Source organism: Metallosphaera javensis (ex Hofmann et al. 2022), assembly GCF_022064045.1.
In the GTDB taxonomy this organism is placed as follows: Archaea; Thermoproteota; Thermoprotei_A; order Sulfolobales; family Sulfolobaceae; genus Metallosphaera; species Metallosphaera javensis.
Genome location: NZ_JAKNCW010000006.1, coordinates 51641 through 74131, shown reverse-complemented (window position 1 = coordinate 74131; position 22491 = coordinate 51641). Strand labels below are relative to the sequence as shown.

24 protein-coding genes are annotated in these 22491 nt (G+C 49.3%); 8 read left to right on the top strand and 16 right to left on the bottom strand.

The features are described from left to right. Positions 1-149: 149 nt before the first annotated feature. The 12 genes from L3N51_RS06365 to L3N51_RS06310 all read right to left on the bottom strand — a co-directional run bounded on the left by L3N51_RS06365 (position 150) and on the right by L3N51_RS06310 (position 11438). Positions 150-554, bottom strand: a complete 405-nt coding sequence (locus tag L3N51_RS06365) for a type II toxin-antitoxin system VapC family toxin (RefSeq protein ID WP_238026185.1) — start codon at positions 552-554, stop codon at positions 150-152. 5 nt (positions 555-559) lie between these two features. Then, positions 560-793: a hypothetical protein gene (locus tag L3N51_RS06360; RefSeq protein ID WP_238026158.1), complete on the bottom strand. Its 234-nt coding sequence runs from the start codon at positions 791-793 to the stop codon at positions 560-562. Between the two features lie 329 nt (positions 794-1122). Further along, the gene (locus tag L3N51_RS06355; RefSeq protein WP_238026157.1) at positions 1123-1977 is read right to left on the bottom strand and encodes a DMT family transporter; all 855 of its coding nucleotides are present in this window, start codon (positions 1975-1977) and stop codon (positions 1123-1125) included. A 341-nt stretch (positions 1978-2318) separates the two neighbouring features. After that, positions 2319-4121, bottom strand: coding sequence for a S53 family peptidase (locus L3N51_RS06350; protein WP_238026156.1), 1803 nt, complete (start codon positions 4119-4121; stop codon positions 2319-2321). Between the two features lie 63 nt (positions 4122-4184). Then, a complete protein-coding gene (locus tag L3N51_RS06345) occupies positions 4185-5609 on the bottom strand; it encodes an MFS transporter (protein ID WP_238026155.1) in 1425 nt (474 codons plus the stop codon). A gap of 319 nt (positions 5610-5928) precedes the next feature. Next, on the bottom strand, positions 5929-6186 hold the full coding sequence (locus L3N51_RS06340; protein ID WP_238026154.1) for a DUF3398 domain-containing protein: 258 nt from the start codon (positions 6184-6186) through the stop codon (positions 5929-5931). Further along, a complete protein-coding gene (locus L3N51_RS06335) occupies positions 6183-7280 on the bottom strand; it encodes an MFS transporter (RefSeq protein ID WP_238026153.1) in 1098 nt (365 codons plus the stop codon). Before L3N51_RS06335 ends, L3N51_RS06340 begins: the two co-directional genes overlap by 4 nt. A gap of 31 nt (positions 7281-7311) precedes the next feature. Next, positions 7312-8199 (bottom strand): pyruvate synthase subunit PorB, encoded by an 888-nt coding sequence (gene porB / locus L3N51_RS06330; RefSeq protein WP_238026152.1) that lies wholly within the window; start codon positions 8197-8199, stop codon positions 7312-7314. Next, a complete protein-coding gene (locus L3N51_RS06325; RefSeq protein WP_238026151.1) occupies positions 8168-9361 on the bottom strand; it encodes a pyruvate ferredoxin oxidoreductase in 1194 nt (397 codons plus the stop codon). Before L3N51_RS06325 ends, porB begins: the two co-directional genes overlap by 32 nt. Further along, complete coding sequence (locus tag L3N51_RS06320) at positions 9361-9618, bottom strand: 4Fe-4S dicluster-binding protein (RefSeq protein WP_238026150.1); 258 nt, start codon at positions 9616-9618, stop codon at positions 9361-9363. The genes L3N51_RS06325 and L3N51_RS06320 overlap by 1 nt, the downstream gene beginning before the upstream one ends. Beyond that, positions 9608-10171: a 2-oxoacid:acceptor oxidoreductase family protein gene (locus L3N51_RS06315; RefSeq protein ID WP_238026149.1), complete on the bottom strand. Its 564-nt coding sequence runs from the start codon at positions 10169-10171 to the stop codon at positions 9608-9610. Before L3N51_RS06315 ends, L3N51_RS06320 begins: the two co-directional genes overlap by 11 nt. Positions 10172-10220: 49 nt before the next feature. Beyond that, complete coding sequence (locus L3N51_RS06310; RefSeq protein WP_238026148.1) at positions 10221-11438, bottom strand: 4Fe-4S dicluster domain-containing protein; 1218 nt, start codon at positions 11436-11438, stop codon at positions 10221-10223. A 59-nt stretch (positions 11439-11497) separates the two neighbouring features. Between L3N51_RS06310 and L3N51_RS06305 the strand changes: the two genes are divergently transcribed. After that, positions 11498-11755 (top strand): hypothetical protein, encoded by a 258-nt coding sequence (locus tag L3N51_RS06305; RefSeq protein WP_238026147.1) that lies wholly within the window; start codon positions 11498-11500, stop codon positions 11753-11755. A 9-nt stretch (positions 11756-11764) separates the two neighbouring features. Here the strand turns inward: L3N51_RS06305 and L3N51_RS06300 are convergent, their stop codons facing one another. The 3 genes from L3N51_RS06300 to L3N51_RS06290 all read right to left on the bottom strand — a co-directional run bounded on the left by L3N51_RS06300 (position 11765) and on the right by L3N51_RS06290 (position 13428). Then, a complete protein-coding gene (locus L3N51_RS06300; RefSeq protein ID WP_238026146.1) occupies positions 11765-12622 on the bottom strand; it encodes a sodium:calcium antiporter in 858 nt (285 codons plus the stop codon). A gap of 169 nt (positions 12623-12791) precedes the next feature. After that, complete coding sequence (locus L3N51_RS06295; protein WP_238026145.1) at positions 12792-13196, bottom strand: type II toxin-antitoxin system VapC family toxin; 405 nt, start codon at positions 13194-13196, stop codon at positions 12792-12794. Beyond that, a complete protein-coding gene (locus L3N51_RS06290; RefSeq protein WP_238026144.1) occupies positions 13162-13428 on the bottom strand; it encodes a hypothetical protein in 267 nt (88 codons plus the stop codon). The genes L3N51_RS06295 and L3N51_RS06290 overlap by 35 nt, the downstream gene beginning before the upstream one ends. Before the next feature lie 185 nt (positions 13429-13613). Here L3N51_RS06290 and L3N51_RS06285 point away from each other — a divergent pair, with 185 nt between their 5' ends. Beyond that, positions 13614-14174 (top strand): winged helix-turn-helix domain-containing protein, encoded by a 561-nt coding sequence (locus tag L3N51_RS06285; protein ID WP_238026143.1) that lies wholly within the window; start codon positions 13614-13616, stop codon positions 14172-14174. Positions 14175-14222: 48 nt separating this feature from the next. On the opposite strand, the gene L3N51_RS06280 is transcribed toward L3N51_RS06285, so the two are convergent. Next, complete coding sequence (locus L3N51_RS06280; protein WP_238026142.1) at positions 14223-16526, bottom strand: M1 family aminopeptidase; 2304 nt, start codon at positions 16524-16526, stop codon at positions 14223-14225. A 226-nt stretch (positions 16527-16752) separates the two neighbouring features. Here L3N51_RS06280 and cutB point away from each other — a divergent pair, with 226 nt between their 5' ends. From cutB to L3N51_RS06250, 6 genes are all read left to right on the top strand, one after another. Further along, on the top strand, positions 16753-17595 hold the full coding sequence (cutB, locus tag L3N51_RS06275) for a glyceraldehyde dehydrogenase subunit beta (protein ID WP_238026141.1): 843 nt from the start codon (positions 16753-16755) through the stop codon (positions 17593-17595). A gap of 22 nt (positions 17596-17617) precedes the next feature. Next, a complete protein-coding gene (locus L3N51_RS06270; RefSeq protein WP_238026182.1) occupies positions 17618-18073 on the top strand; it encodes a (2Fe-2S)-binding protein in 456 nt (151 codons plus the stop codon). Beyond that, positions 18070-20301 carry a glyceraldehyde dehydrogenase subunit alpha gene (gene cutA / locus L3N51_RS06265; RefSeq protein WP_238026140.1) on the top strand — a complete coding sequence of 744 codons (2232 nt, stop codon included), beginning with the start codon at positions 18070-18072 and terminating at the stop codon, positions 20299-20301. The genes L3N51_RS06270 and cutA overlap by 4 nt, the downstream gene beginning before the upstream one ends. 242 nt (positions 20302-20543) lie before the next feature. Further along, complete coding sequence (locus L3N51_RS06260; RefSeq protein ID WP_238026139.1) at positions 20544-20747, top strand: hypothetical protein; 204 nt, start codon at positions 20544-20546, stop codon at positions 20745-20747. An 88-nt stretch (positions 20748-20835) separates the two neighbouring features. Beyond that, positions 20836-21267, top strand: a complete 432-nt coding sequence (locus L3N51_RS06255; RefSeq protein WP_238026138.1) for a rubrerythrin family protein — start codon at positions 20836-20838, stop codon at positions 21265-21267. 1 nt (position 21268) lies between these two features. After that, the gene (locus L3N51_RS06250; RefSeq protein ID WP_238026137.1) at positions 21269-22468 is read left to right on the top strand and encodes a heterodisulfide reductase-related iron-sulfur binding cluster; all 1200 of its coding nucleotides are present in this window, start codon (positions 21269-21271) and stop codon (positions 22466-22468) included. Positions 22469-22491: the final 23 nt, after the last annotated feature.

Below are 22491 nucleotides of genomic sequence, written 5' to 3'. Positions count from 1 at the left end.
CTCACTCTTTCCGGTGTGCAGAGTCCAAAAGACCCGCGTTAAGACATGTTTGGCTCGGTTCTAGTGTCGTGACGTGGAAAGTTCGGTTCTTGGAATATGGACCACCCTTTACTCCTCTCGTCGAATTGTCTGATCTCCCTGATCAGAACTCACTGGACCCTCACAATCTCCCTTACCTGATCAAATCCCCTATCGAAACTGGCAATATATCTATCCTTCTCCTCCAGGAGGATGGCCACCTGAATGCAGTCAGTGAAGCTGAGGTGATACCTTGTGAAGCATTGAATCCCCCTTTCAAAGGTGTCCTCATCCACGAACCGCAGTCTTAGTCCCTGGTTCACGGCCTTCACAATCCCGTTCAGCACCACGCCGGCGTAACTCTTTCCATGCCTCGAGAGGACTAACGTCAATATCTCGTCAATGACGTAGTCACACACCACTGGTTGGCCATACTTGAGGGACTGTATCTCCTCCAGAAGTTGTAAGGCTCTCGCGTGATTCAGGTCCCGCCTGTTATAGAGGGAGTAGAGGAACGAAGTATCCAGGAGTATCATTCGGTTCACTTGTAAATCTCCCTGTCCATTTCATCCACGGGGACCGGATCAGCTTCGAACTGATACTCCCTGAACACCTCGGTCAATCTCAGGGCCTGGTTCCTCTCCTTGAGGTAATGATTCAGCAGGACAGTGATAACGTCATCTAGGGTCACCCTCCTGCCCTCCTTAGCCTGAAGCTCGCCAGCTATCTGAAGAAGTCTCTGTCTATTCTCCTCGGATACCTTGATGACCTTCATATGATACGGATGGTATACCCAGTATAAAAAGTATACTGAGTTCAAGATCTGGTACTGAACTGGTCGGGGTCGGGACTTGAACGGCTCAGTTCAAGGGTTTCAGGGTGATGCAGTTGAACGTGTTGATGAAATAAAGGATTAAAATAATTAAAAATCATTTACATTAATATCTTCTCTAGGGAACGTCGCGGATGAAACCGTAACTCGTGAGGGAATTTGATCGTAGAGCGGGCAATTTTCCCTCCTCATTAAATCATTATCACGAGTTCACATTGCACTATAAATTAATTAATATCTCCGTGCCTTTCCTCCGATTTCTTTAAAAACTTTTAAGTAGTGCTCTTCACCTCTACCTTCCTCTTCCTAGAGAATATATCGTCCTTTCTGGAGAGGAGTATTCCGGTTAGCATGGTAAGCATGCCCGCGTAGCTCTCGTGGTTCAACTGGACTTCCCCCGTAACCTCATCCAGAAGGGAACTCGCGATAGGGACTGAAAAGGCCATGACGGTCACCTTACCGACTCTCTCCAGCCTCAGCATCACGTTCCAGAGGTAAAAAAGGACGCTCCCTCCAAGAAGGGCCGAGAAAAGGAGATCCCCCAGGAAACTTAGGCTGGGATCAAACCTGAAACCCAGGGGAGTCAGGGCGAGGAACACCAGGGAGCCTAGGAGCATCTGGGACGTGTTAACCACAGCAGGGTCCATGGTCCTCATCTTTCTGTAGTACACTGTGAAGGCAGCCCAGAAAACTGCGTTGAGTACAGTGAGGATTCCTCCCAGGAGAGAAAGCCTGCCTGATAGGGAGAGACCATATACCGCAACGCCGAGGAAGCCTATCATGGCACCTGCCACCTCAAAGGATCTGGGCTTCTCGCTAAGGAGGAGATAGGCAATGGGGATCGAGAAGAGGGGCATGGTATAGCTAAGGACCGCTGACTCTGAGGGTGCAACGTAGTTGAGACCCATGGCCCACAGCCCAGAACTGGCTGTGGTCAGGAGGGTTAAGATGATCACATCCTTGTTAAGGACAATCCTCCGGGCTAAGGGCAGAAGAGCCATCCCTCCTATGAAGTACCTTAACGACATGAAAAGAAAAGGGGAAGCGAAGGCCAACCCATCCTTCGTGAACCTGTATTGAAGCGATCCCAGAACTATGTAGGGGATCAGGTACTTCAGTATTTTCATTGAGTAGAGACAATATCTTGAAGTTAAAAGATATGCTTTCCGAGTGTAAAGAGTTGAGTTTAATATTGCCAAAGGTAAAGATTACAACATCTGGTCCTTTCATAGGTTGAATCTCGTCCTAGGTTTTAGTCTGCAAGATGATAAGGTTATAATGAACAATTAATCCCTAATGGGTATGAAAGCGAAAAGACTAGTCAGATGCCGCGACATATGTCTAATAGCACATTATGTTTTCAATAGCGAGAGTTTATAGCTCAATCCTAATCAATAAAGCTGATCTCACCCTCGTAACTTTTACGATAATTCAAACCCTTTAGGAAAAATAAAAAAGGAAGTTTAATTTAACCGGACAAATACAGCCCTAGATCCATAACCATGCTATACGCGTTATACGTTCCCGGTCCGGTGACGTAATTCCATCCGTAATGGGCTGGGAACGGATTGTTCCCGGAGGTCACTGGTATCCACGCAGGTAATCCCTTCACCAAGCCCTGTGGCGTGTATATCTCCCCGGAGTATGAGATGTGGTAGAGAGCGTAATTTAGAGGACCCAGTCTCTGACCCACGAGCGAGACCATTGCTGCAGTCATGGGTGCTGCCCCACTTGTCCCGTACCACAGGAATAGTTGACCATCGAAGATCAAGGGTAGACCGAAGCCGAACTCCGGTATGTTGTAACCCCCTGCAGAAACGAAGGCTATGTCAGGGTATGTTCTTACCGTGTCTGGAGTGAACGGAATCAATGACGTTAACTCGTAGCTCTGAACCGGGAAGACCACGCTGTTACCTCCTGTACTGTAATCCCATCCCGAGAAGGAGTAGATCTGTCCCGCTGAGGTAGCGTTGAGGAATATCCCACCCACAGAGGTAACTAGGGGATCGCTCTCTGGATACCATATTGTATTGTAAACACCTATGTGGAAATTGGGTGGAGGATGGTCAGATTCAAACCCCCAGTCTCCAGACGCTGCCAGCACTGAAGTCCCCTGAACCGATAACTGTACCATGATGTTATGAATCATGTAGAGCATTGCCGGATAATACGCCGCCAGGTAACTCTCGGGTAGGGTCACTGAGATGGACACCACGCTCGGGTTGAGGTAATTCGCCATGTAATAGTATTCGTAATAGTAGTTCAATGAATTGCCCACAAGCGCCTCTCCGCCCACATATCCGTCGCTAAAGACTATCACGATGTTCGCGCCGGGCGCGAACGCCCCGGAATACTCAGCATCAAGCTCGTTTTCACCAGACTGACCTCCAGAGGTATCATTTCCAAGGGTTATTACGTTAAATGAACCGGTTCTGGGTATGCCGAAAAGCTTCCAGAACGTATATATGTCCGTGGTATTCACGTAACATTCTGGCACTCCCTCTATGGCAATTGTAGAGCCTGACCCTGTCTTACCCTGCGCGTATAGGGAGGTGAAATTGAAATATTGTTGTATGGTGTTGGGAGTGATTATTGCGCTCGAGATTAGCCCTCTACCGCTGGGTCCCTTGCCCTCCATCATGGGAATATTCCATGCCTGCCTCAAGGCCAGATAAACGTGTGGATCCACGCTGTCTATGCCCACAATCCCCAACACGTACTTGCCCACGCTGTATGGAAGGGAAGGTGTAACGTTGTTGGAAAAGTAGTAGAAGGGTCCCACGTTCTCAATTCCCACCTTACCGAACCAGTATATGTCCTTGAAGGGGTAGTAATACACGTTTATGTAGGTGTGGAATGCCTGTTCCACTTCTCCAACCGTGGCGTTAAAGGTGAGTATGAGCCCGTAATTCCCTGTGGGGACGAACCCATACCCCTCTAGATAGTTCTCCAGGGAAGAGATGTAGGACTGGTCTGGGTAGTAATATTGTCTGAACTGAGAGGGCGTCAGGTACTCTCCGGGACTTGAGATCACGTGTTGAAGTTCGTCGTCAAGAGATGAGTAATGGGTGAAGTTGAGAAGTATCGCTACCGGGATCACCGTGCTGGGATTGAGGGGTTCCACAAACTGCGATCCAGGTAGAATGGAGTACTGTGGAGAGGAAGTCTGTACGTAATACGTCGAGCTCTGGGCCTGCAATACTGTACCTGTACTCAGGGAGGAAAATACTAGCAGAACTAATACTATAAGAATGGAACTTATGTTTTTCATTATTCTTTAAAAGAGTCATACTCCTTTAAAAACGATTGAATATAAGTTTTGAGATATGATTGTTCACAAAATGATATTTCTACCTTTATCTTTCAATTTATAGTTTTGAGTGAGGAGGGATATACCCAGGTTCACCAGGATTACTAGAACTGCCACCTCAAACATGACGTTGAAGGCTTCCCTCCCTGGAAAGAACGAGATGTCCAGTATCTGGTTACCCAGCATCAGGACGTAGGGGTCCTTATAGGACGACATAATGGATGTGGCCAGGACGGGACCAATGGACGCCCCCAGGTTCCGGAGAAGGGTGTTAACCCCAAGGCCAATCCCCCTGGCCGTCTCTGGAAGGGATACGGCAATCATGTTTATGAGCGGGATGATGATGGATATCATTCCCGTCCCGGCCACGATCACGTCCTCAACCAGCGCCTGTGACGTTCCCCTGTTCAGGATTAGGAGAATGAAGCCAAGAATGGACGTCACGGATCCGAATATGAGGAGGGGTTTGGGCCCAGCTTCCCCCGTGAGCTTACCCACCACTGGGCCCACCACGAACATCACCACGGTTGCCGGGGCCAGGGTTAAACCCGCTGAGAATATGTCCAGTCCCAGCCCGAAGGGAGGGGGTAACTGTGCGTAGTAAATTATACCAAAATACATGATCATGAGGGCTACACTGCTCACAACTCCAACGAGATTGGCCACCATGACGTTCCTTATTCTCATGAGTTTCATGTCCACCAGGGGTTCTCTGACCCTCAGCTCCGCTGGAATGAACACCAGGATCAGGACCATTCCCGTCACAAGAAAGGAGACATTCTCGGGACTGAGCCAGCCCAGCGTGGGACCCTCGGTTATGTACACTAGGATCAGGACCATCCCCGTGGTCAGGAGAGTTGTCCCAACGTAGTCTATGCTCTCCTTCACCCTGACCCCGGTATCCTTGAGCTTAAAAAGGATAAGAAGGAAGAAAAGAAGGGAGAGAACGAATGCGGTATGGAAAGCGTACTGCCACCCGAGGCTCTGATCTATGTAGGACCCAACGATGAGCCCCAGCGCCGTCCCAATGCCCACCGAACCTGAGAGGAGACCCTGTGCTGTTGCCACGTCCCGTGGTGGGAGCACGTCCGTGATTATGGCTAACCCCACGGGAAAGATGCCGTATCCGATCCCCTGAATTGCCCTAGCCGTGATCAGGGCGTAGATGGAGGGTGAGAAGCCTGCAAGCGCAACTGCGATTAGGTAACCACCCAGAGATATGAGATACATCCTTTTCCTCCCGTACATATCAGCGAGTTTACCGAAGATTGGTGACACCACTGCCCCCACGATGATGAAGGCTGAGGTAATCCAGGAGGCAAGGGTGGAGCTGACAGAGAAGTCGTTCTGAATTGTGGGGATCGCAGGGACAACCATGGTCTCCACGTAGTTTATGAGCAGGTCACCCCATACCAGGAGGAGTAGGACCTCCCTGCCCTTCCTGTCCATCATGATGTGATGGAGTGGTAGGAAATAAAGGTTGATCAGCGACCGAAGGACCGGGAGGACATCCATGGCCTTTTGCGGACTTTTACAATGTAAGAGATACTTCAAGGCGATTCACGTCAAGATGAATATTTATTAATGAACTAGCTCACTCTCAAAGGAAGCCAGATGTGAGATGTAGGTATAGAACCGGCATGTAAACAGTTAAAGGAATTTTCAGTAGGTCCTAGTCCCTTGGCAGTTTTCAGGAACCACTTTGACGCTTCAATCCCACCTTCTGGATCCCTCTGGTGGAATCTGGGATTAGCTCCTTCACCAGCATTTACTCCCCGTAGAGCCTCACGCAGTCCTGTACCCTGAGAGCGAGGGCCTCTATATCCTCCTCAGGCAGGGATGGAGCGAAGTACCTCCACGACTCGTCATTCATCCAGGGCATGACCTTCACCGCCCTGAAGATCTCCTCGCATTCCCTAGAGGGGTTCTCCAGCTGATGATCCTCCACAAACTGTTTAATCAACATCATGGCAAAGAGTGGCTTGTTCTCCTTGACCAACCCCGTCACTTCCTGAAGGAGGGTCATTTTCTCACCAGAACCAAGATGATCACCATGGAACCGAGGGCCACCAGGGATGCAAAGGCGTAAGCGTAGACGTAACTCAGGGAATAGAGCAGGCCCATCAGGGAGTTGCCCACAAAGTAACCTAACCCCCTGGATAGGGAGAGTATACCCATCCCAGTTCCCACGTTCTGTCCTGCCACCTTGGAGACCAGACTGGGCTCAAAGGTCTCAGCTAAGGCGCTCCCCACACCCAGGAGGATGGCCATGGGATAAAGCCCAATTTCGCGGAAAGGGAAAAGGAAGATGAACCCTGCACTTGCTGTAGCTGTCACCAGGTAACCTAGAGTCAAGCCCAGATAATCCCTCATCCTCACCCTGGAGAGTACCATCGCGAAACCCGAGGACGAGCCGAGAAAGAACCCGTAGGTTAAGGTGCCAAGGTAAACCTGAGAGGTTGACTGGGTCACGGTGATTATGGGGAACCCCGGACTATAGGTGCTGATCCCGAAGAGGAGGGAGGCCAGCGCAACTGCGCCCAGTACTTTCCCGCTCCTTCTCCCACCTCCACCTTCCCTGGGCCTCGTCAAGAAGAGGAAGAAGGAACTCAACAGGATTGGGATGGCAGTGAATGGAAGAATCTCAGCGAACGAGAGCCTCAGATAAAGACCGAGGGATAGATACACCACCGCTATTAACCCTCCAAGAAAGTCCAGAGAGTGAAGAATTGCGAACGCCCTGGATCTCTCATCCTCGCTTGTAACCTGAACCAGCATGGTCCTCCTGGCAGGACTCCTGAAGTTCCTCATGAACCAGCCAGAGAGGAAGAGCCCTATGGCCTCTAGACTGTTCTGCGCCAGACCAGTGAAGGAGAGGAGGGTTATCAGCAGGTTACCAAAGATGGCCACTCTCCTGCTCCCATACCTGTCCGCCAGAGCTCCGCCTAGGAACGAGAATATTAACCCAACGCCGTAAGACACGCTCTCCACGATCCCGTAAATGTAGACGGGAAGGTGAAACTGAAAGACGAGGATAATGGGAAAGGAGGCAACGACTGCCTGATAACCCAGATCTGCGAAGAATGCCGAGAAGGATATCTTGTAGACGTCTGCGTTCATGAGAAGAACATGTAGCTCATCCAAAAAATCTTTAGCTGATCATGGAGAGTATCCTCTCCCACAGATCGTCCACGAACTTCTCCAGTTCCTCGTAATCCTTCTCTGAGAGTTTCTTATACCTGCCCTGCACGGAGAGGAAATCCTTCAATGGTCTTCTGGTCTCCTTCTTTAGGCAGTGAAGTGATTCGTTGCTTATCCTGACCTTTCCGTTCACAACCTCAATCAAGGGCCAGTAACAAGTCTGCACCGCAAGTTTTCCCACCTCGGCTGTCTTTGAGGGATCGAAGAGCCAGCCGTAGGGATCAGGGGTAAGGATCTGAATGTATCTGAATCCCTTCACCTCCTTGGCCCTTCTCAACTTGTCCATGAGGTCGTGGGGATAACCCACGGACGCCGTGGCAGCGTAGGGGATATTGTGGTCCAGCATAATGAAGAGCAATTCCTTCTTGTTCTCCTTCTTCCCCTCAGGGGTAGTGGTGGTCACGGCTCCGTGGGGGGTGGAACCACTCCTTTGACCTCCGGAGTTCATGTAAGCTTCGTTGTCCACACATAGGTAGATGAAGTCCTCATTTCTCTCGGCCGCTCCGCTAAGGGACGCGAAGCCTATATCCGCTGTACCCCCATCTCCAGCCCAGACCACTACAGTTACATCCTTGTTCCTCTGCTTGAAGGCCCTCCACATCCCAGAGGCTGCAGCGGGACCGGCCGCGAAGGCAATGTTAAGGACCGGATAGCCGTAGGCGTTCTTGGGTCCTATTCCCTGAATTACGGAGGAACAACCTGCCACTACCACCATTGCCACGTTCTTACCTAGGGCCATTCCCACCATTCTCATGGCCATGTTCTCTGGACATCCAGGACACGCTGAGGTACCCGGGAGCAGTGACTCAGATCGCAGATCTCGGAGTCCCAAGCTCAACCTCCTTCACCTCTCCTGGATAGTACCAGGTCACATCCTTGATATCACCGCGTCTGATCTCCTCCAGGGATCTGGAAATTGCATCCATGAAATCCTTCTTGTTCATGGACACGCCTCCCAACCCTGCTATTACTCCCTTCACGGGATTGTTAAGAGAGGCCCTCATCTCCAGGTATAGGGGTCCTCCTCTGCCAAGGGATGTGGCCCTATCAAACACGATCACTCCCTTCTTATCTCCAAGCGCTCTCTCTATCTCTTCCTCGGCCCAGGGCCTGATATATCTCACCCTGTATAGCCCTACGGGAACTCCTCTCTCCCTTAACCTGTCCACAGCCTCCATTGCGTCCAGCGACCAGGCTCCCATTGTAACCACCGCATACTCAGCGTCATCCAGCTTATACTCCACGTTAAGCGTCTTGTAATCTGCCAGCGGGTTCACCTTCTCATACTCCCTTCCCACCTCACTGATCACGTCTTTTGCACCAACTATTGCCTCGTTTATGGACTGCCTGAGCTTCATGTAGTGAACTGGCTGGAAAATGTTACCCATGCTCTCTTGCGTCTCCGGATCTATTACGTAGGGTTGCCTTCTGGGCGGAAGGAACGTATCCACGTCCTCCTGGGACGGGATATACACGTTAGTTTTCGTGTGAGAGAGAATGAATCCGTCCATCCCCACCATCATGGGGACGAAAACCCTGGGATCCTCTGAGATCCTGAAGGCCTGCAGGGTCAGGTCTAGCGCCTCCTGGGGACTTGAAGCGAAGGCCATTATCCAGCCGCTGTCCCTCTCGCTCATGAAATCCGTGTTCTCGTTCCAGATATTCCAGGGAGCGCCCACTGCCCTGGTTGCCACAACCATGACAATGGGTGCCCTGCTACCTGCAGCCCACCATACCATCTCATGCATGTACAGAAGTCCCTGGGAGGAGGTTGCGGTGAAGGCTCTAACCCCTGACACCGCCGCGCCCAGGGTCACCCCCATGGCTGAGTGTTCGCTCTCCACCCTGACCACATCTGTGCTGATCTCCCCCTTGGCCTTCATTTCAGCCAGTTCTTCAATTATGGTGGTCTGGGGAGTTATGGGGTAAATCCCCACAACGCCAACCCTCGCCAGCTTGACTGCGAGGGCAACTGCCTCATTTCCTGAGATGATCTTCATCACGACTCGCTCACCATGGAAATGGCCTTGACGGGACACACATTGGCGCACACCCCACAACCCTTACAGTACTCGTAATTGACCTCAGCTCTTCTCCCCTTAACCCCAATGGTGCCCTCCGGGCACCACAGGTAACACGCGTTACAGCCAATACACCTGTCGCCAACAACTGGTCTCACCACTCTCCAGTTACCGGTCTTACCCCCGGCTCCCTCACTGGGATGAGAGACTGGGAAGAACTGGTATTCAAGCGACAATCTCCTTCACCTCCCTAGTATTCTCAAAGGCTACCTCCACTGCCCTCTTATTGAGCTCTGCCACGTTCCCGCTGAACTCCAGGTCTATGGCCTTTTTCACGGACTCCAGGGAGGGCATACCCACGGCCTTAACCAGTGCACCCAGCATCAATATGTTAACCAGTGGCCAGCCGGACTTAACCAGCTTCAACTCCATTGCTATCCCCGTTGCGTCAACCAGAAAGAGCTTACCTGATACTGGGGGGTTCCCCTTCCAGTTAAGAACAATTTTCCCATCCCTCTTCAACCCCCTCACTGGATTGGATATCTTTAGAAGAGTGGGATCTAGGATAACCACCACGTCTGGCTCCTCAATGGGTGAGGTTTCCCTGATCTGCGAATCTGAAATCCTGCAGTAAGACTCTATTTCCGCCCCCCTTCTCTCCGCACCATATATGGGGAAGGCTGAGGAGAAAAGTCCATCTAGTCCAGCAGCCTCAGCAAGTAAGTTGGCTGCTGTAACAACTCCTTGTCCGCCCCTTCCATGAAACCGTATCTCAAGCGATGATTCCACCCAACTTACTATTAACTTGTTAGTCTAATAAAGATTGTTACTGAAAAATTTAAACTGATGGAACGCCATAATATACTACCTTTTGAAAGAATTCCCGTCTATGCAATATCTCTGATAACATGGCAATAACTGTGGCCACCAGGCCAAAAGGAGGGAAGAAGAACGTGGCAAAGTCAAGCACAAGGTAGGGCATGTTCAGTATCCTGTTATCCCTGAATCCCATCTTGGCCTTGGACCTAGCAGTTATAATCTCTCCCAGGGAAAACACAGCTCCCAATACGAGTAATAGGGGATCGTGATTGAAGACGTATGCAAGTGGAGACACCACCGTGAACCCTGTCCCCAGGAAGGACATGGGAGTGTCGGGGTGATACCAGGAGGGTCTAGACTTAAGCATGTAAATCATTATCGAGGAGATAACGCTGAGAACCAGCAGAGGGAGAGCCACGTAATATGCGTCCTGGAGAAACATGGAGGTGAGAAAGGCTATAGCGGAGAGTCCACCAAACAGGACCTCCCTGCTTAACCAGGAGGTGGAGAGATTAAGGATCACCCTCATGGACTTGGCAGTGACCTTGGCGTGTCCCACGGATAGGAGGAGCGTCCCCGCCAAAAGGATGAGGGCAATTAACTGAAAATAGGGCAACTTCAGCAGGGAGTAGACTAGAGCTATCTCGCTTCCAAGGGTGAAGGCGATGAGGCCCGCAGAGTTATCCTCCCTCTTCTCCTTTAGAGGGGAGGCATTTATCTCAGCCTTGGGAGGGATAATCTTGATTCTGGGCCTGGTTATTGACGCGGGGGCAAGATACTTAACCTCTCCATCTGGCCTGTCAAGCCAACCAAAGGTTAGTGCACCCGTGGGGCAACTTTCCACGCAGTAGGGCATTCCCTTTCCGAGCCTGTCCACGCAGAGATGGCACTTGCTCATTGTTCCGTCCTTTGAGAAGTGTAACGCCTCATAGGGACAGGCCCACTGGCAGTAACCGCAACCAATGCACTTGCTGGAGTCAATGGTTACAACCCCCATCTCGTTCTTGGAGATGGCGAGAGCAGGACATGACTTCATGCAGACCGGGTTATCGCAATGGTTACACGAGATGGAGAGGGCCGTCTTTCCACCTTCCAGTTCAAATACAGGAAGTACCCTCCAATTCCCACCGTAGGCCTTGTTGCACGCTTCAACGCACGCACCACAGACTATGCACTTGTTATGATCAAAGGTGAAACCGAGCCTTAGCTCCTCATCACTCAGCTTAAGGGCTTCCATGATTGAATGTCGTGCCTAATAATATTAAGGTTTATTACCTATATGTTTAAACATTTTTTATGGAAAGTGAGTTCTACCGAACAGCACTAATAAGGAATTTCCTTGCAAAGTTGATAGCTGACGAAAGGGGAACCCTGGAACAAGCCTCGTATATGGATAAAACCAGGCTATGTTCCACGTCCGATGATGAGATCAGAGGTTTAATAGAAAGCACCGCGGAATTCATCCTGGGCCAGAGCCTGGAAAAGGAAAGAGTTGAGACGCTAACAAGGAACCTGAGAAACTGGTGCTATAACGTGGAGAGTACCCACAGTTGAGTTTTCCACTCACAGCCTGAACATACCAATAAATATCATTACACCCAGCATCATTAGTATAGAATCGTAAAGCTTAATCTGTCCGTTCTTTATCAGAAAATACGCTAGGATTCCCGCAAAGAACGAAACCTCAACCAGAGGAGTTAAGGAGTTCAACGCTATTCCCTCTGTGCCGGAGGCGAAACCTATTATGGCCAGAAGCAGGCTTGAGGCCATAAGATTCTCGTTTATTACGCCCAGAAGCAGGTCCTTCATTACGTTTTCCTTTCTCGATCTAAGTGCAGTGGAGATCTCCTGCAGGTTGGACATCACGGGCACAATGAGAATGGCAACATAGTAAGGTGGAACGTGAAACGTTGAGGACAGCGAGAATATATCCTGAAGTAGCCAGGATGATGATATCCAGACTATGACGCTTCCTGCCACAAGTGCCGGGATTGCCTTTGAGTCCCTGACAACTCTCCTGTTCACCTTTATTACACTGTAGGCCAGAAATAGACCAAACAGAACAACGCCCCACCATACGTTAATCCTTCCAGTGAACCCCATGAGGCCAATGAACAGGGAAGCGACCACTATGAACAGATACTCCCTCTGAATTCCCACATTGAAATCACTCTTCCACCTGATGAAATGAACCACACCGAAAAACGTGACCCCAATCACGTAAAGGGAGATCACACTTCCCAGTACAGTTGACAGTGCCACGTAGTAGTTTGATCTGAATGAGGCTTCAAGAGTTATTATTAATTCTGGTAAAATTGAAATAAGCGCTATCACATAAGGACTACTGAATTTGGCTCCTCTGTAGATAAGCTCCACACCTAGCAGGAAAAGAGGTATGGAAGCTATCTCGGTGAGTAACACATTCAATATTACGACTTTATTCCCTATAAGCTTTTGAGTATTGAGAGATGAACAATTGATTAATTTTCCCTTGATAGTCTACTTACAAACTGAAAAAGGTTCAGTCCCGGGAGAGCTGGGGATAACCTAGTTTGTGATTAAAATCCCGAGTCGAATTCTCCACATCCTTCTAGTCGACGAATTCCACGAACTGGTCCTTAATTCCCTCAAGCTCCTTTTCCCTTCTGAACAGGGCCTTCGTGTTGTGAACCTTTGCGGTGGCGATGGAAAAGCAGTCGGGTAAGGAGATGGGGTATTTACACTTGCAGAGCGAAGCCTCCTTGGAGACTTCCCGGGAAACACTCACTACTTTAAAGTAACCGGACTTAAGCATGTCGTCCATGATTCTCCCTGCACTTTCAGCGCCTACCTTCCTGCAGAGGACGTAGTAAACTTCCGTGAGATTGACCACATTAATCATGGGGTAGATAGTTTCATCCCTCACCCTACGATAGAGCCACTCCAGCTCTCCCTGTAACAGGGAAATCAGTATCCCGGAATCAAAGACCAAACTTCCTTTCAATTCTTTGTTCATCAGCTTTCCTCTCCCCTTGCAGTTCTTTGTATAGGTCTTCTCCCTTCAGTACCCCAAATATCCTTTCCAGCAATACAGGGTCTCTGTGTTCCCTGCCTCTACTCGCTATCAGATAATTTATGGTATCGTCCAGGGAAAATTTCCTGCCGTACTTACTCTCAAGCTCTCCCCTAATCCTTATGAGTTCCTGCTTGGTGGTCTCTTTAACCTTTATGGATTCTACTTTTTCCACAATTACCACTTTCTCCACACAAGTATAAAAACTATAAGTGAGGGATTTGGGATGACGGAATTGAGTTCTCCGCATGAATTCGGCTTTCAAATAATTACGTGAACGTACTCATAAACCCATGAAAAACGCTTATATGGAAAATACTTTTAACTTAGTATTACGTATTATAGTATTAGTGGATCCATTTGGCTAAAAAACGAACTTCCAATGATATTATAAGAGATATGCTTCAGCTGGCACAGAATGGAATAAGAAAAACCAGCCTTATGGCTGGGGCAAATGTCAGCTTTGATCTGCTGAAAAAATATCTCTCACTTCTGGAGTCTCTGCAACTCATAAGAGAAGAGAACAGGATACTGTATCTAACTTCCAAGGGAGTGATGGCCCTGAACTTACTGAATAGACTTGCTTCAATTAAAGAAGAAGAGGCCATGTTGGAGAGACAGATAGAAGAGTTAATTCCACTAGGTGAAGTGGTCACTAAGCTGTCGTCTCTAGATAATATAAAGGAAATTCTGAAGAGAAACGGTATACCATATAAGGCAATCAGTAATTCCGTGTTTGTTGGCAATATGGAGATATGTGACGAGAGTAACTGCCGTAAAGGGACCATATTTCTCTCCAGGCCCAGGGTAATAGTAGGTAAGAAGTTCCTTGTTTATTCTGACGGGAAAAATGTGAAGATATTGAAAAACGACGAAAGCTCTATCAAGAAAGTACTTGGAATCGGACTCAGGCAAGGATAAGGACTAGATAGTTTAAGGATGATTATAGTGAATGGCTCTAGGAAAAAATTATCTGGATTGGGTCTTTCCTAGAGAGTAGGTTTTCCTTAGAGCTAGGGCCCTTATTCGTCCATCCTCATCCTCATTCTTCACCACGGATTGAAGTACGGGTATTGCCTTCAGGCTGGAGGTGTCAGCGAGAGCCTCGACCGCAGACGACCTAACTCTCGGTAGCCTATCTCTGACAAGGGCTGACAGAGGATCCACCGCTCTTTCCCCGAACTTCCCCAACCACCTTGTGGCACTCTCCCTAACAGGGAAGCTCTCCCCCTTGAAGGCCTTCTCCAAAATGAAATTGTAGTTCTCCTGGGACCCAAAGTAGGCTAACGCCTCAAGCACCGCTGATCTTATCACGTCGAGATGGCTCTCCTCCGCATAATATTTTTTCACCTCCTCCTGATACTTCTGAAGGCCTATCTTTCCTAGACTTCTCACCAACTCAGCCTTAACGTAATAGTTCTCCTCTGCCCTTAGCATGGAGACGGCAAGATCTGAGGCCCTTTCCTCATACTTGAATTCGGCCAACGCCTTCGCTACCCCTCTTCTGGCCTTGGGATTTGAGACCTTATGGGAGGATAACTCACTTAACGCCTCCTGAGTCTTCATTTTCCCGAGACTTAAGGCCGCCTCATACGCGACTCCCCAGAAGGTATCATCCAAGAGCTTTCCCAAGGCCCTAACAGCCCTTTCGTCCGTGTACTTGGAGAGTCCCCTGGCCGACCGGATCCTGCACATAATACTGGGATCCTCAGTCTCGGAGATCAGCATCTCCTCGGGCTGGTTATCGTTCACCACAACGAACGCCTTAAACTCAGGATCGACGCAGGCATACTTCAGACCGGGTACTGGTATCTCTGACCTGGAGTTTAGCTTTATCTTTCTGATCTCCGATCCTGAGTTGCTTACTATCTTTACCTCGATCTCTAGAGGATAGCCTGGTTCGGCCTGCTCCAGCACTATTACCGGGGTGTTGGAGTACTGAATGGATACTGTGATCTCAGGGTGGCCTGCTGAGTATACGTAGAGATCAAAGAACTGCGATAGGTCCTGTCCCGACACTTTCTCCATGGCTTTTCTGAAGTCCTCGGTGTCCACGGCCTTGCCCGCATGTTGCTCCAGGTAGGTCCTGATTCCCTCCCTGAAAATCTCGTCTCCCAACATGTTCCTGAGCGCGTGAAGAACCAAAGCTCCCTTCTGATATGTATGTCTGTCAAAGAGTTCGTCCGGCCATCTGTAGTACCTGCTCACAATAGGCCTAGTATATTCCTCCGTCTCCTCAAGGTAAGTTTTCATCTTTGTGTACATGTCGTAGAGGAATTCTTCCTTCCCCTTGTCGTATTCGGTAAAGAGTGCCTGAAAATACGTGGCGAAACCCTCGTTCAACCAAATGTTTGGCCAATCCTTCGTGGTAACAAGGTCGCCGAACCACTGGTGGGCCAGTTCGTGAGCTATCAATGAGTCGGCGCTATATTCCTCGTCAGCCTTTCTGTCATGAAGTATCCTCCACGTCAGATGGGTACTGGATATGTACTCCATTCCACCATTCATTCCAAAGAGGATCACCTGAGCGTATCTCCTGTATGGATATGGAATTCCAGTGTAACTGGAGAAGAATTTCATGGCCCTTTTGGTGCTCTCCAGGTTCCAGAGATAATCCTCGAAACCCTTGGGCAGATAATACTCTAAAGTCACACCGTCAACCTGTTCTCTAAACGTGGAGAACTGGCCCACGGCGAGGCTTGTGAGATAGAAGGAGTGCGGAAAATCCATCACCCAGTGATACTCAACCATATCTCCTAAGTCCTTGACCTCCTTCAGTTCTCCATTGGAGATGGCCATAAGGGGTTTTCTCACCTGGACATAGAGCTCCGTCTTGGTCTTGATCCCTGGTTCCGGGAGAGAAGGTATCCAGTACACGGGATTCTCGGTCTCCCCGGTGGTGGAGATCTCGTTCATCTCCTCTAATTTTTGAACAGAACCCATCAGCGAGACAACGTAAGATATTGTCACGTTATTGGGACCTGAGTCCACATCAAATCTAAACAGGTTTCCGTCGTAATGATATTCCCCCCTCCCATTCACCGAGAACTCCCTTACGGTGAAATGCCTTCCGCTCAGGGTCATCTGTCCCTTCCTGCACTCCATGGAAAGAGACGCCTTACCCTCCAGCCTATCATGGTCCACCTTGAGAAAATAGGTAGCTGAGTTAATGGTGCAGGGATAGTTTTCGGGATAATGCTTTTCATGTTCCTTTAGAATGTATCCCTTACCCAACCTCACCTGCTCGGTCTCCCTTGTGGGAACATAGCTCATGAAAGTGGGTTATGCCAATCTTGGTTAAATCTATTGCCTGAAAGGAGGGAAAAATAAGAATAAATAAAAATATTTCTTATCATACAAATATCATTTAAACCTTTCTGATTAATCCCACGTAAATATCCTTCAACCATTGGAGGGATCGAAAATATTTAGCTTATATAGTAACTATGGTTAAGTAGGAATGTAACTCTTTATTAATGAACAGTTGAATAATGTAAAGATGTATCCTGCACAAGTTGGGTATTACAGGCCAGACTCCGTTGAAGAGGCCCTGGATTTTCTGGATAACAATGAAGGTAAGGTTCTGGCAGGGGGACAGAGCCTCATACCCATGCTGAAGCTCAGGATCCTGAAGCCAAAGTACCTGGTGGATATTGGTGATCTCAAGGAACTATCCTTCATACGTGAGGGGGAAGTGGTGTCCATAGGCGCTACCACGAGGCACAGCGAGCTAGCCTCCAGAAAGATTCCTGGTCTGGAAATAGTTCAGGAAACTGCATCTAAGGTTGGGGATATTCAGGTGAGGAATATGGGCACCGTAGGTGGAAGCTTGGGTAATGCAGATCCATCAGCGGATTATCCGGCACTTTTCACAGCACTGGACGCAACGATGGTTATCAGGTCAAAGAAGGGCACCAGGGAAGTGAAGGCTGGAGATTTCTTCAAGGGAGCTTTCACCACTGCACTGGAGCCCTCCGATATTCTGGAGCAGATTAAGGTTCCCACTTACAAGGGATATAGACAGGCCTACAGAAAGGTCGTTAGGAGAGCGGGTGACTTCGCGCTAGTTGGATTGGCCCTCCTCCTGAAAATGGAAGCTGGGGAGGTAAAGGACGTGAGGATCTCATTCACAGGGGTTGGGGAAAGGCCCCACAGACCCCTTGAGGCAGAGAACGCCCTTAAAGACACGAAGCTTACGGACGGTGATGTCTCCAGGGCCATGGAACTGGCAGTTAAGGGAGTCAATCCACCTTCAGACTCCAGGGGGTCCTCCTCCTATAGAAGGGAGGTTATGAAGAGGTTATTGAAAAACACTTTGGAGGAGATGAGAGGTGCAAGTTGAACCTGGACAGAGGGTCCGGATAATGGTTAAGGTGAATGGGGTATATTACGAGGATGAAGTTGAACCAAGGAAATTGCTAGTGGACTTTCTCAGGGAGAATCTTAACCTTACAGGCACCAAGATAGGTTGCGATACCTCAACCTGTGGTGCCTGCACGGTTCTCCTCAACGGTAAATCCGTGAAGTCCTGCACTATACTGGCAGTTCAGGCAGATGGCAAGGAGATCACCACCATTGAGGGACTATCCAGCTACTCCAAACTGAGCCCAGTTCAACAGGCATTCAAGGACAACTTTGCCCTGCAGTGCGGATTCTGTACCGCTGGAATGGTAGTTCAGGCCCATTACATCCTTTCAGAAAAGAGGGAGATGACTGAGGAGGAGGTGAGGGATATGATACACGGGAACATCTGCAGATGTACAGGGTATCAGAACATAGTGAACGCAATACTTGACGCCTCTAGGAGGATGAGAGCATGAGTTACGCAGGTAAGTCCGTGAAGAGGTTATACGACGATAAGTTCGTCACCGGGAGGAGCACATACGTAGATGACATCAAGGTCAATTCACTGTATGCGACGTTTGTGAGAAGCAATGTAGCCCACGGTGTAATAAAGAGAGTGCACAAGGACGACGCCCTGAAAATGAGAGGAGTAGTTGCGGTATTCACGGGAGAGGAACTCAATCAGCTCATTAAGGGAGGAATAGGTCCATGGACCACCTACATTGATCCAAGACCCTGGAAGATCCCGCTGTGGAGGTTTGCCCAAGGCGAGACCAAGTATAACGGAGAACCAGTTGCCATGGTTGTTGCACAGGACAAGTACACCGCCAGGGACGCCGCTGAAACAGTTAATGTGGACATAGAACCTCTTGAGGCAGTAATAGACATGGAGGAGGCAAAGAAGGACAAAGTTCTGGTCCACAAGGAACTGGGAACCAACCTGGGATATGTGGGAGACTTCAATGCGGGGGACGCTGAGAAGGCGCTCTCCAATGCCGATAGAAGGGTTGAGGTGGAGATAGCCAACAACCGTCTCATCCCATCTCCCATGGAGCCCAGGGGTATAGTGTCACAGTACGATGGAGCCAATCTCACCATATGGTACTCCACACAGATTCCGCACTTCGCCAGGGCAGAGTTCAGCAGGATCTTCAACATACCCGAAAGCAGAATAAGAGTGATAATGCCGGATGTGGGTGGAGGTTTTGGAAGTAAGGCCCATATCCTACCGGAAGAGCTTGCAGTAATAGCTGCCTCCATAAGGTTAGGGAAGACTGTGAGATGGACAGCTACCAGGACGGAGGAGATGATTGCGACCAATTCCAGGCACAACGTGTTCAGGGGAGAAATAGGATTCAAGAATGATGGTACGCTGGTTGCAATTAAGGGAACTCTGGATGTGGAGCTCGGTGCCTATCTCACCTACACGGAGGGATTACAGCCCACTATCATTCCACCAATGATCCCTGGTCCCTACAGGGTTAGGGACTTGGCCATAAGGAGCAGGGCAATATACACTAACACCATCCCCATTACCATGTACAGGGGTGCCAGCAGACCCGAGGCAACGTTCATCATCGAGAGGATAATGAGCACGGTGGCGGACGAACTGAAAATGGACGACGTTGAGGTTAGAATGAGGAACCTTGTCAGGGAGGATCAAATGCCCTATACCAATCCCTTCGGTCTCAAGTACGATACTGGAGATTACCCCACCCTTCTCAAGGAGGGTGTGAAAGTCCTGGAGTATAACAAGCTGAAGGAGTGGGCGGAAAGCGAGAGGAAGAAGGGTAAAAAGGTTGGAGTTGGACTCGCCTATTACCTGGAGATATGCGGTTTCGGACCCTATGAGTACTCCGAGACAAGGGTGAATGAGGACGGTAGCGTCATTGTGGCCATAGGAGGTACGCCCCACGGACAAGGGACTGAGACCGCAATAGCCCAACTGGTGGCTGACGAGCTTCAGATACCCATAGAGAGGATTAAGGTTACCTGGGGAGATAGTGAGGCAATTCCTGCAGGGACAGGCACTTACGGTTCCAGAACCCTGGCAATAGCTGGAAGCGCTGCCATGGCCTCAAGCAGGCAGGCCCTAGAGAAGATGAAGCGTGTTGCGGCCAGGTCCATGAAGGCCGACGTGGAGGAAATAGAGTATAGAAATGGAGAGTTCGTACACAAGAAGGAGGGGAAGAAGATGAGCTGGGACGCTGTAGCTAGAGAGGCATACTCAGGAAAGGAACCCGGGGTTTCAGCGAGCGTTACGCTTGAGGGCGACGTTACCTTCCCGTATGGAGTACACGTGGCAGTAGTTGAGGTTGACGACTACGGTATCACCAGAGTGAAGGAGTATAGGGCCTATGACGATATTGGTAGGGTTATAAACCCCGCACTGGCTGAAGGTCAGGTACATGGAGGTGGCACTCAGGCTGTGGGACAGGCGCTCTATGAACTCGCAATAATTAACGAGAATGGTCAGCTTGCGGTAACTTACGCGGATTACTTCGTTCCCACCGCGGTGGAGGCACCGAGGTTCAAGAGCTACTTCGCAGAAAAGTACCACCCCTCGGCTTATCTGACCAAGAGCAAGGGAGTTGGGGAGGCGTCACTAATCGTGGGACCTGCGGCCATAGTTAGGGCAATTGAGGACGCCACTGGGAAGAGGTTCAATAAAACGCCCGTGACCCCAGAAGATATCTTGAAGTGATGACTTTTTCCTTTTTTCTCCTTCACGAAGCTCAACCATATTCTTGTGCTATAATCCTTGGCCCCCTTCTCGTTCTACTAGCCCAGACCTCATTCTGGCACAATCTTGGAGTATCAAATGTAGATGCACATAAATAGATACTTTAGTAGTCTTTTTCTCATGATTGTATTTCGTTTTGTTATGTTTATCTCAAATATAGCAAAACTTATAAGATCAAACATTCTATAATAACTTGTGATAAGATGAAGCTCAAGGAAATCTGTTCCTGCTCCGCACTGGCGGTAGTTGGAGTTCTGGTCATGGTATTCGGCCTGTTGGGGAAAATCGCCTACTTTAACGAGTCTCCAGACGCACCCCTGTACATAGGCATTCTCCTGTTAACCATTGCTTCCTTCGTAGGACTCTCCATGAAGTCGCCCGATAATAGGGAAGAACCTTGGCCTTAAACGGGGTAAATTAGAGTTATTCTTAAATGCAATGAACAATGGAGTCGAAACTTTTTTATAATGCCATTATCACTATATTTTAGAGACTATGAAGAGCTTAAAGGGAACCAAAACGGAGGAAAATTTCAAGCATGGCTTCATGGGCGAGGCCATGGCAAACAGAAGATATCTCTATTTCGCGAAGAGGGCAGACGAGGAAGGATATCCGGAGCTCGCGGGATTGCTAAGGAGTATAGCTGAAGGAGAGACAGCCCACGCCTTTGGTCACCTTGACTTCATAAGACAGGGTGGCTCTGTGGACCCCGCCACGGACAAGCCCATAGGCACAATAGAGCAGATGCTGGAGTCGGCCATAGCTGGAGAGACCTACGAATGGACCCAGATGTATCCAGGTTTCGCCAAGACAGCAAGGGAAGAGGGATTTGATGAAGCTGCGGAGTGGTTCGAGACCCTAGCAAGGGCTGAGAAGAGCCACGCTGAAAAGTTCACAAATGCCCTCAAAATGCTGAAAGGGAGCTGAATTGTATACTCTAAATAAAGATAATCCAGCTTTTTTTGATTCCGCTAAGTTACAGTCCGAGTTCGTGAGACAGGCAACTGTGTGTCACGGTTGTAGATTATGCTTCAATTACTGTCCCGCCTTCCCGAAGATGTTTCAGTACACGGATAAGAAGGGGCCATCCAAGCTCACGTTAGAGGACTTGTTTGATGTGGCGTCGGATTGTTTCCACTGCAACATGTGTTACGTCAACTGTCCCTACACACCCCCACACGAGTTTAACATGGACTTTCCACACCTCATGGCGTGGGCCTGGCTCTATCACAAAAGTAAGACCGGATTGAGTATGCGGGACAGGTTATTTGAGATGCTCGACACTGCCACCCTGGTGAGACCCATTGCCAAGAAATTCCTTGAAGGCGGGAAGGAGTTAATGGGGATAAGCCCTGACGCTCCATCTCTGAGGCTGGCAGATAGGAGCTTCCTCAAATCTGTTAAACCCAAGAAGGTTGAGAAACCTGTGGCCAAGGTTGTCCTTTTCCACACCTGTCTGGTAGAGAATTTCTACCCCGAGATAGGTGAGGACGTGGTAGAGGTCCTCAACGCGCTAAACATTGAGGTAGTCACGGATAACTTTGCCTGCTGTGGTGCCCCCATGCTTGACGTGGGAGATGCAACCCAACTGAAGAAGAACGCTGAGAGAAACTTCAAGATGCTGAAGGAGTACGTGGATAAGGGTTACGATGTGGTTTCCCCTATACCTACCTGTACCCTTATGCTTACCAAGGAATACAAGTACATACTGGATAGGGAACCAATCAAGGTTTACGACGTCATGGAATACCTTATGAAGCTGAAGAAGGAAGGTAAGGTTAACTGGAACGGAGAGATTCCCAAAAGCGTGTTCTACCACACTCCCTGTCACCTCAAATACCTCAAGGTAGGAATTCCGGGGGTTCAGGCCATGAGAACGCTAAAACTTAACGTGGAGATGTCCAACATGGGTTGCTCTGGGATAGACGGTGGATGGGGATTAAGGAACTACAGTAAGGCCAAGGTTGTGGGGGCGAAGATGATGGACGCTTTCGCCAACAGCAAGGCGGACATTTTCGCTACAGAGTGCCCTCTGGCGGGACTTCAGATAGAGAAGGCTTCGGGAAGGAGGGCTGTTCATCCCATTTCCCTTCTCAAGGAGGTGATCAAAAATAATTCAAGTAAATGAAATTCTTCCCTGGTATGAGTACG

Coding starts and splice junctions, on each gene's coding strand:
- L3N51_RS06365 (WP_238026185.1), bottom strand. CDS start 554: ATGATACTCCTGGATACTTCGTTCCTCTACTCCCTCTATAACAGGCGG.
- L3N51_RS06360 (WP_238026158.1), bottom strand. CDS start 793: ATGAAGGTCATCAAGGTATCCGAGGAGAATAGACAGAGACTTCTTCAG.
- L3N51_RS06355 (WP_238026157.1), bottom strand. CDS start 1,977: ATGAAAATACTGAAGTACCTGATCCCCTACATAGTTCTGGGATCGCTT.
- L3N51_RS06350 (WP_238026156.1), bottom strand. CDS start 4,121: ATGAAAAACATAAGTTCCATTCTTATAGTATTAGTTCTGCTAGTATTT.
- L3N51_RS06345 (WP_238026155.1), bottom strand. CDS start 5,609: ATGGACAGGAAGGGCAGGGAGGTCCTACTCCTCCTGGTATGGGGTGAC.
- L3N51_RS06340 (WP_238026154.1), bottom strand. CDS start 6,186: ATGACCCTCCTTCAGGAAGTGACGGGGTTGGTCAAGGAGAACAAGCCA.
- L3N51_RS06335 (WP_238026153.1), bottom strand. CDS start 7,280: ATGAACGCAGACGTCTACAAGATATCCTTCTCGGCATTCTTCGCAGAT.
- L3N51_RS06325 (WP_238026151.1), bottom strand. CDS start 9,361: ATGAAGATCATCTCAGGAAATGAGGCAGTTGCCCTCGCAGTCAAGCTG.
- L3N51_RS06310 (WP_238026148.1), bottom strand. CDS start 11,438: ATGGAAGCCCTTAAGCTGAGTGATGAGGAGCTAAGGCTCGGTTTCACC.
- L3N51_RS06305 (WP_238026147.1), top strand. CDS start 11,498: ATGGAAAGTGAGTTCTACCGAACAGCACTAATAAGGAATTTCCTTGCA.
- L3N51_RS06295 (WP_238026145.1), bottom strand. CDS start 13,196: ATGAACAAAGAATTGAAAGGAAGTTTGGTCTTTGATTCCGGGATACTG.
- L3N51_RS06280 (WP_238026142.1), bottom strand. CDS start 16,526: ATGAGCTATGTTCCCACAAGGGAGACCGAGCAGGTGAGGTTGGGTAAG.
- cutB (WP_238026141.1), top strand. CDS start 16,753: ATGTATCCTGCACAAGTTGGGTATTACAGGCCAGACTCCGTTGAAGAG.
- L3N51_RS06270 (WP_238026182.1), top strand. CDS start 17,618: ATGGTTAAGGTGAATGGGGTATATTACGAGGATGAAGTTGAACCAAGG.
- cutA (WP_238026140.1), top strand. CDS start 18,070: ATGAGTTACGCAGGTAAGTCCGTGAAGAGGTTATACGACGATAAGTTC.
- L3N51_RS06260 (WP_238026139.1), top strand. CDS start 20,544: ATGAAGCTCAAGGAAATCTGTTCCTGCTCCGCACTGGCGGTAGTTGGA.
- L3N51_RS06255 (WP_238026138.1), top strand. CDS start 20,836: ATGAAGAGCTTAAAGGGAACCAAAACGGAGGAAAATTTCAAGCATGGC.